This window comes from Novipirellula sp., assembly GCF_041583735.1.
Taxonomy (GTDB): domain Bacteria; phylum Planctomycetota; class Planctomycetia; order Pirellulales; family Pirellulaceae; genus Novipirellula.
In genome coordinates, this window is sequence record NZ_JBFHFD010000359.1 from 1 (window position 1) to 8,753 (window position 8,753).

Sequence of the window (8,753 nt, forward strand, 5' to 3'; positions counted from 1 at the left end):
CAACATTCCGGCTCAACTGCAATGGTATCCCACCAGTGCACTGTTCGTGATGGTGGTGCTTTCGGTCGGCATGATCGTCGTCTTCGTCGCGATGTATGGATTTAGCGCCGTGGCCGAATTTTCAGGACTGTGTGGGCCCTGGTTGGTTGTGATGTTCGTCAGCGGTGCCCTTGTCTTGTTCCCGGCACTGGCGGAATCGGTGCTTGGACGCACGACGCTAAATGGGTTCCAAGATTTCATCACAATCGGTGACCATTCGATCTGGACCGGAAAGAACAGCGCCGGAGAACCCGGCATCGGGCTATTAGAGGTGATCGGTTTTGCCTGGGCAGCCAACACGATCACCCACTTTGGTTTGATCGACATGGCGCTACTGCGATACGCCAAGCGATCGATCTACGGACTATGTACCAGTGCGGGGATGTTATTCGGGCACTATGTCGCCTGGATTTGCGCGGGCATCATGGGCGCCGGAACCGCAGTGCTGCTCAAATCGACAATCGTCGAGCTTGACCCCGGCGATGTCGCCTATCGCGCGTTGGGGCTTTCCGGTTACGTGATTGTGATCATTGCGGGCTGGACCACCGCGAACGCGAATCTGTACCGAGCCGGGTTGGCGGCCCAGGCCATCTTTTACAACCATTCTCGCAGAGGGGTCACGTTTACGGTCGGCTGTGTAACCGTCGTGGTTGCATGTTTCCCGTTCGTGTTCGGCCAAATGCTTCCGCTGCTGACCTACGCCGGGCTACTGGTCGTTCCGGTGGGCGGAATCGTGTTTGCCGAACATGTCGTTTTTCCTCGCATCGGATTCACCCGCTACTGGGTCACCTACCGCAAACTAAATCACAGCACGCCGGCGGTCGCATCATGGGCAGCCGGGTTGGTGTTCGGATTTGGGCTGAATGCGATGCAAGTAATGTCGTTTTATTATCTGTTCCTGCCGACATGGCTATTCACCATCATCCTCTACACGTTCCTGGCCAAACTGTATGGCGCCGCCAAAAAGTATCCGGCCGAACAAGAGGCCGAACGCAAGAAGAACGAAGCGATCAAGGAGTTTCAAATCCAGCAGGCGATCGAGGAGGGCGAGCCGGTGAAGGATCATTCGATGTTCTCCAAGGTGTTGCACGTCTTCTCGCGAAGCAGTCTTGGATTGACCATCGTGCTAGCACTGATGGTGATGTTTTGGAGTCCCGATCTGGAGACCTACGAGCAGAACCGCGACATCTTTTACACCTGGGCCTTTGTGTTCACGATCACCTACTTTGTCTTTGCCTATTGGGTACTGCATCGACGAAAGGCACTGAACCCGCAACACAATGATTGATGAAACCGTCGGGCTAAGAATAACTCGTAGCGGAAGTCGTCAAGACTTTCGATTCACGGCGAGTGTCCCCGAAACTCTTGACGAGTTCCGCTACACAGCGATTGATCCAAACGCTACTAACCAACGAAACATTCAAAACAACCCACTGAAGATTTGCGAGAGAATGTCATGAGCAACCCCATTCCCCTGAGTCAGGAAAACTTGCAGCGACTCCCCGACTCGATTGCGAAACCCACGTATGACCGCAGCAAACTCAAGACCGGCATCGTGCATATCGGCGTCGGCGGGTTTCATCGATCGCACGAGGCCTATTACACCGATGCCCTGATGAACTCGGGTGATTTTTCGCAGTGGGGCATCTGTGGTGTCGGATTGCGTGAGCCCGATCGCAAGATTGCGAATGTATTAGAACAGCAAGATTATCTGTACACGTTGATCGTCCGGCATCCTGGCGGCAAGATCGAAAACCGGGTGATTGGTTCGCTCGTCGATTTCTTGATGGGAATCGACGATCCGCAGGCGGTCATCGACCGGATGGCCAGCCCCGACACGAAGATCGTCTCGCTGACGATCACCGAAGGGGGCTATAACGTTGATGCCGATAGTGGTGAATTCGACATGGCCAACCCCGAAGCACAGCACGACTTGCAGAATCCGCAACAGCCCAAACTGGCGTTTGGCTATTTGACGGCGGCGCTACGACAGCGACGCGACAAGGGCATCCCGGCCTTTACCGTCCAGTCGTGTGACAACATCCAGCACAACGGCAACCTGACTCGCAAAATGGTGCTGGGGTTTGCCCGTCAACAGGATCCGGAATTGGCACAGTGGATCGAGCGTGAAGTCTGCTTCCCCAACGCGATGGTCGACCGCATCACGCCAGTCACGACGGCGGCGGATATCAGTTATCTCGAACAGGAAATGGGACTGCAGGACCAGTGGCCGGTGACCTGCGAACCGTTTTGCCAGTGGGTGATCGAAGACGATTTCTGCGACGGCCGTCCCGCCTGGGAAAACGTCGGAGCCCAGTTCGTTCCCGATGTCACACCCTACGAAAAGATGAAGATCCGGCTACTTAACGCCGGTCATTCAGTCTTGGGAATCTTGGGTTCGATCTATGGTCATCAAACGATTGATGAATGTGTTTCGGACGAACTGTTTGCGACGTACCTGCGTCAATTCATGGACATCGAGGCCACACCGGTACTGGATGCCGTCGAAGGCATCGACTTGGACGCCTACAAAGACACTCTTATTGAGCGATTTGGAAACCCGAATATCAAAGACAAACTGTCGCGAATCTGTTTGGAAAGCTCCAGCAAATTGCCCGTCTTTCTGATTCCCACGATCACCGAGAATCTTGAGCGAGGCGGCAGCATCCAGTATGCCGCGTTAGTGATTGCGACATGGTGTTGGTACAGCGACCAAGAGGTGAATCAATACAACAAGGAACTCGAGATTATCGACGGCAAGCGAGCAGAACTGCATCAAGCGGCCGCAGCAACACGCGACGACCCCTTGTCGTTTCTAAGGCTGACGTCGGTGTTTGGTGAACTGGCAAAGAACGAGCGGTTCGCGAAGGTGTACACCGAGATGATCGACAAGATCTACGAAAACTCGGATGTCTCACTCCAGATGCGAAAGATTGTAAAGAGCAACCAGTAAGGCCATCGCCCTCAACCTGCCAAATCTTAATCTTAATCTTAATCCTACTCGTAATCTTAATCCCGTTTCCGCGATCCTCGCTGGACCGGTAACAATCCGAGAAGATTAGGATTAAGAGTAAGATTACGATTAAGAATCCCTCCGGAATTCGCAGCGGAAGTCGTCAAGACTTTCGCCGGACATCGACGTCCTCCAAGCCTCCCGATCTTCGAACGCTCATTCCCCGCTGTTACCGCGTAAAACCCAGACTCAACCACTGGCAACCCAAGTCAGGCAAGGCTTTTCTGGCAAAATGTGCCGGTTTGGACAGATACTGTCCAAGCCGCTCCCCCGCTAGCAATTGAGCAGCTATACTCCGGCACATGCGAATTTTGAATCGTATCGCGGTTTATCAGGCGAATTGGTTAGTTACGGGGGCAGAAAAGCGAGAATTTGTGGAAAGTATGGGAACGCAGCGGATGCGTCATCCTCGATTACTGCGGTTGATCACGCTCGGGCGAGGAAACGAGACCATCGAAACGCTGGCGGAATCGCTTGGCGTCAGTGAGAAGACGATCCGCCGCGATATCGTGGGGCTAAGGAAATTGGGACTCGCGATTGAAGAACACGTCCATCAGAACGGCCGCAAGACCTACAGCCTGTCGCGTGATACGATCGAGCAGGTACGGTTCACGTACGACGAAGCGTTTTCGTTGATGTTATGCCGGCCCGGAACGGGTGAATTCGATGGCACCCTGATTGGCGACGCATCGAAGTCGGCGTTTGAAAAGATTCGCGTGGCACTTGGAGCCAACCAAGACGACTATTTCCAGCGGATCTCGCCGTGGCTGCATCGATCGCCAGGGTACGGCGATTACGCCGAGCAGCGTGACGTGATCGATGCAATCACGTTGGGGGTAGAGGACTGCAAAGCGACGTTCATCGCCTACCGTTCGGCTCGCTCGACCGAGCCGGTCACGTACGACATTCACCCCTACGGTTTAGCCGAGCACAACGGTGCCCTGTACGTCGTCGGTCATTCCTGCCATCACGACGAGATTCGGACATGGAAAATCGATCGCATGGAGACCGCCGAGGTCACCGAATTCCCCTTCATCCGCCCCACCGACTTCAATCTGTCTGAACATTTTAAAGGCGCTTTTGCAGTCATCGCAGGCAGTGAGTCAGTGACGGTCCGAATCCGATTTCGCGGCAGTGCAGCACGCTATGCGGTCGAACGCAAGATCAATGCCAGCCAAACGGCGACGCCAGGCCCTAGCGGCAGCGTCGACATCACTGTCACGCTGACCAGCACGATCGAGATCAAGAGCTACATCCTCAGTTTCGGCAGCAGCGCTGAAGTCATTGAACCTGAGTCACTGCGAACAGAAGTCGCCGAGGAGCTACGGCAAGCGACCTCGCTTTACTCATCACCCACGCGTTTACCTGCATGACGAAGTATCCGTTGTCGTGAATCAACCAATGAAAATACTGCTGAACACGAGTCCGAGTCTTGGCGATGAATGAATCTAACAAAGTCACACGCTATTGCCCCGAGTGCAGATCTAGGGTCACTGCAGAGGAAGAAAAATTTGCGAAGCCACAGATTTGCCCCAAATGCAAGACTCGCGTCTTATTCGTCGATTACCTCGATGTTCGACCAGAGCTACCGCCCGATCTAGTCGAGTTCGTCGGATCCGGTAACCCATTGACGCAACCAAAAGTTCAACTGATTGCATTGATTACAGTTGTCACGCTTGCGATTGCGTTTGTATGTGCAGCGTTTTCCGGGATCACAATCGCATTGTTCGTCGCTGCAGGTGCAACCTTCGCATTGGGACTTGCTGGAGTCGCGTACTGGTTGGACCACAGCACCACGACGAACCAACTACGTCAATCATACAAAGCATTGGTTCGAACTGCGGAACAGTTGCATCGCCAACAGACTGCGTTGGTACAACAATGCCATGGTCTCCAAACGAATTTCGAGCAACTGATCGCGGCGGAAAAAGCGTCGATTCAGAAACAACACGCGAACCTCTTAACCGATGCGGCAACGGACCGTCAAAACGCGGCAAACGAGTGGTCTGCTGTTCAAGTGCGCGTGTTAGAAGCAATGGACGAAGCAAAGACCGAGATTGCCTCGTATGAGGCCGCCTCCGCAGCAATCGCGACCCGATATTTGACGGAGGTTCGGAAAGGAATCAAGTCAAAACTCAACTCCAACAATTACCACAGGATGCTGGAGACATACGAGAAGGCCGTTGAGTGTTGTGGAAAAAAGGGATATCCCGTTGATTCCGAGATCTATGAATCGGTCAAGGCGGAACTGAAGGCTGATTATGCGGAAGCCGTTCGAAAAGAAGTTCAGCGAGCCGAGCAGGCTCGGATTCGTGAGCAAATCAAGGAAGAACAAAAAGCGGAACGAGAACTCGAACGCGAGATGAAACGGATCGCGGCGGAGCGCCAAGCCATTGAAAAGGCGTTGGCAGAAGCGTTGGCTCAAACACACGATGAATACTCTGCTGAAGTCGAAGAATTGCGGCGTCGATTGCAGGAAGCAGAGGCGAACGGTCAGCGTGCAATGTCGATGGCGCAGCAAACAAAGTCGGGGCATGTGTACGTGATCAGCAACATCGGAAGCTTCGGTGACCAGATTTTCAAGATCGGAATGTCTCGCCGGTTGGACCCGATGGACCGCATTAGAGAACTCGGCGACGCATCGGTTCCGTTCCCCTTCGATGTCCACATGATGCTAGAAAGTTCGAATGCACCTGCGTTGGAAGCTGCACTCCACCGAGCATTCCACAATCGCCGGGTGAACGGAGTGAATCTCCGCAAAGAATTTTTCCGCGTGACAATTCAAGAGATCGTTGATCTCGTTGAAGGCCTTCAAGACGACGAGCAACATACGATTCCCTTCTCCGCCGGCCCATTCTCTCTCGAACCCGAGGCAGAGCAATATCACGCATCGTTAGAGATGACCGACGAAGACCGCGTGCTAGTCGATGCGGCTTACGCAACGGAAGCAAAGACCGCAAACGCATGAACTGTAACCACATGCAACTTCGCAATCGGCCCAGGCAGATGGCTTCTCGGCTGGCCCTGCCGAAACATTTTAATGTGCAGCGTCGCCTGTTTAATAGTAACCGACTGCGGCAACGCCATGCTCGATTCGGTTGTGCATGTTCTTCGTCTCGCAAATTGTTTTTTTGCGTTGCTGCGACGAAGACTCGATATTTCATTTTCCGGTGAAATAATTTTTGAACTTGGAACGCTGGATTCATTCCGCTATTTGCAAAGGAGAAGTGATGTCTATCAAAACCCGCACCAAGTTTATTCTTTGGACGCGTTCAGGCTCTCGATGTGCAATCTCGGACTGTCGATGCAAACTATATGAAAAGGCAATTGGAGATGATCCTGACGTGTTGCTTGGTGAGATGGCGCACATCGTCGGTCAAGGCGATGACGGTCCTCGGCGAGACAAGCCGATTCCCGGCGGTGATATCGACGGGTACGACAATCTCATCCTGCTTTGCACGAAGCATCATACAATCGTCGATCGACAGTTGCAGAAATATTCGGTCGATAGACTGATTCAGATCAAGGTTGACCACGAACGATGGGTCGATGCCAGCTTGACCTATGGCGACCGATTTAAAAACTTGCATGAGCCATGTGAAACGACAACCGAGACGGTTGCCAGCACGCTGCTAGCAGTCGAACGCATGCCGCGCGTCGTCTATTCTGCCCCATGTACATCGAAGGAGACAACGGTCGCGAGGAATATGGGACGCGCACCGATTCCCGGCATGATGCTACCATTCATCATTCGTGCCAAGCGGCTTTACACGTTCTTCGATTTGTCGCGAGACGACAGCCCTTTCGACGAGTTCGTTGACCTAAACAGCGTCGAAGAAGAGGATGCATTTGAATCCTGGTGGCCTGATCCAGACAGGATTCGTTGGTATTCCGACCTGTTGAATCGGTCGCTTAACAAGTTGACAGGCCGACATGGCTTGATGCTAGACAGAAAACACAAGCGATACTATTTCCCGCCAGAAGATATCGATCAAGAACGTAAAGTCGTTTACTTCACGATGACTGGACGCAAGTCGACACTAAGCGTCGCTCGTGAACCGATTACAAAGAAGACAGGTCAAGGAAAGGGCTTCTGGGAACATCTTGCAGTCGCCTTGAGGTTTGAGCGAGTTGGTGCAAGCAGCTGGTGCCTGTCTATTCGTCCGGAACGACGGTTCACCACGGACGGAAGCAAGCCTTTGTCACCCAAGCGAACGACAAAGAAGGCAACGAGTCGCAAATCACGGATGTACAACGTTGACGTTCACAAAGAAGTGCATTTTTGGCGAGACTTTTTAAGCGATGGTAATCCGCGAATCATTTTCGATTTCGGGAGCCAGTCCATTGTGGTTCCAACTGATCTGATTCAACCATCGATCGAGTGGCCCGGTGTTTTTGATGATCTGCCAAAAGTCGAAGCCATTGAATACGAAGACGATTTGTTTTCAGCGTCGGCCTATTCGCAAATCTTGGACTACGGAAAGGTGGAGCTGAAAGATGACGAGTAGAATTCAGGCTGTCAGTGGCGAATTAATCATTCCGCGAGTCGCCTGCCGGTACCACGAAGAGCCTACGTTGGTTTTCGGTTGTGGTCGCGAACATGTTTCACCACAAGCCGGCATATCACTTTACGGGCCTCGCTTCGTTGAGTCTGAAACACGCCATCCTGCCTCGGTACGAATCGGGATCATTGGAAGCGGTCAGTCGATTGCGTCTGCGGAACGATGGATTGATGAGTGTTCTGCTGGCGTATCTGGTGACGGAGTGAATTTAGACTTCCCCGGCTACAGCGACGACCGCGGATTTTACACCCGGCCAATCATGGACGCAGGTTGGAGAGAAACGGTGACCAAAAACGAGATTGCGGCAATCGCCGGAATCAAGTCCCGTCGGCATAGGTTTGAAGCATCCGTCGAGTTGGTGTCAGACAAGATGCGACTTCTTTCCGAAAAGGAATCGGAACCGCAGGTAATCGTATTGGCATTGCCCGATGAGCTTCTCAAGCATTGCCGGACAGTCGACTATCGCGATACGGATCTTGGCTTCGTCCATCGAGACTTTCGTCGCGCTATTAAGGCTGAGGCGATGCGGTACCGGATCCCAACGCAAATTCTTTTACAACACACCAGTGAAGCGACTCCGACGTCAAGAAACGTCGACCATAAATCTCGTTGTGCATGGAATTTCTTTACCGGCATGCACTACAAGGCTGGTGGTACCCCATGGGGACCCAAACTGAAATCGAATGGGACACTTTACATCGGCGTCACCTTTTTTCCGCCGTTGGGAAGTGAAGCGGGCACAATGCAAACGAGCGTTGCTCAGGCTTTTGATGATAGTGGCGAAGGAATAGTGCTACGCGGTAAGGATTTTCGATGGAACCAATCTGAAATGGGAAACAGCCCGCATCTTGATGAAAATCAAGCTCGCCATCTAATTACGCAGGCATTAAAACGCTATCACGACGAAACCAAGCAAACACCACGTCGCGTGGTCATCCACAAAAGTTCTCGGTATTGGCCGGGAGAGTTGCTGGGGTTCCAACGTGCGGTAAGCGAAGTCCCTCTGTGCCAACATGAGTGAGACAACTTTGAAGTTTTTCAAAGTCGAGGGCACGGAAAGTTTACATGACCGAAATCGCCAACAAAAAAGTTAAGAAAAATCCTGAGGTGGCTGAGAAAGCGACCCGTCGTCGCTTTAC

6 protein-coding genes are annotated in these 8,753 nt (G+C 52.7%); all 6 read left to right on the forward strand.

All coding sequences use genetic code 11. The features are described from left to right. Window positions 1–1,327: hypothetical protein (locus tag ABX962_RS22430; RefSeq protein WP_372722489.1), on the forward strand; the 1,327-nt coding region annotated here is incomplete at its 5' end. A 168-nt stretch (window positions 1,328–1,495) separates the two neighbouring features. Next, window positions 1,496–2,992 carry a mannitol dehydrogenase family protein gene (locus tag ABX962_RS22435; protein WP_372722490.1) on the forward strand — a complete coding sequence of 499 codons (1,497 nt, stop codon included), beginning with the start codon at window positions 1,496–1,498 and terminating at the stop codon, window positions 2,990–2,992. A gap of 362 nt (window positions 2,993–3,354) precedes the next feature. Further along, window positions 3,355–4,425: a helix-turn-helix transcriptional regulator gene (locus ABX962_RS22440; RefSeq protein WP_372722492.1), complete on the forward strand. Its 1,071-nt coding sequence runs from the start codon at window positions 3,355–3,357 to the stop codon at window positions 4,423–4,425. A 254-nt stretch (window positions 4,426–4,679) separates the two neighbouring features. Then, on the forward strand, window positions 4,680–6,020 hold the full coding sequence (locus ABX962_RS22445; protein WP_372722494.1) for a GIY-YIG nuclease family protein: 1,341 nt from the start codon (window positions 4,680–4,682) through the stop codon (window positions 6,018–6,020). Window positions 6,021–6,282: 262 nt separating this feature from the next. Further along, window positions 6,283–7,560, forward strand: a complete 1,278-nt coding sequence (locus ABX962_RS22450) for an HNH endonuclease (protein WP_372722496.1) — start codon at window positions 6,283–6,285, stop codon at window positions 7,558–7,560. Then, window positions 7,550–8,635: a hypothetical protein gene (locus tag ABX962_RS22455; protein ID WP_372722498.1), complete on the forward strand. Its 1,086-nt coding sequence runs from the start codon at window positions 7,550–7,552 to the stop codon at window positions 8,633–8,635. The genes ABX962_RS22450 and ABX962_RS22455 overlap by 11 nt, the downstream gene beginning before the upstream one ends. The last annotated feature ends 118 nt before the right edge of the window (window positions 8,636–8,753 follow it).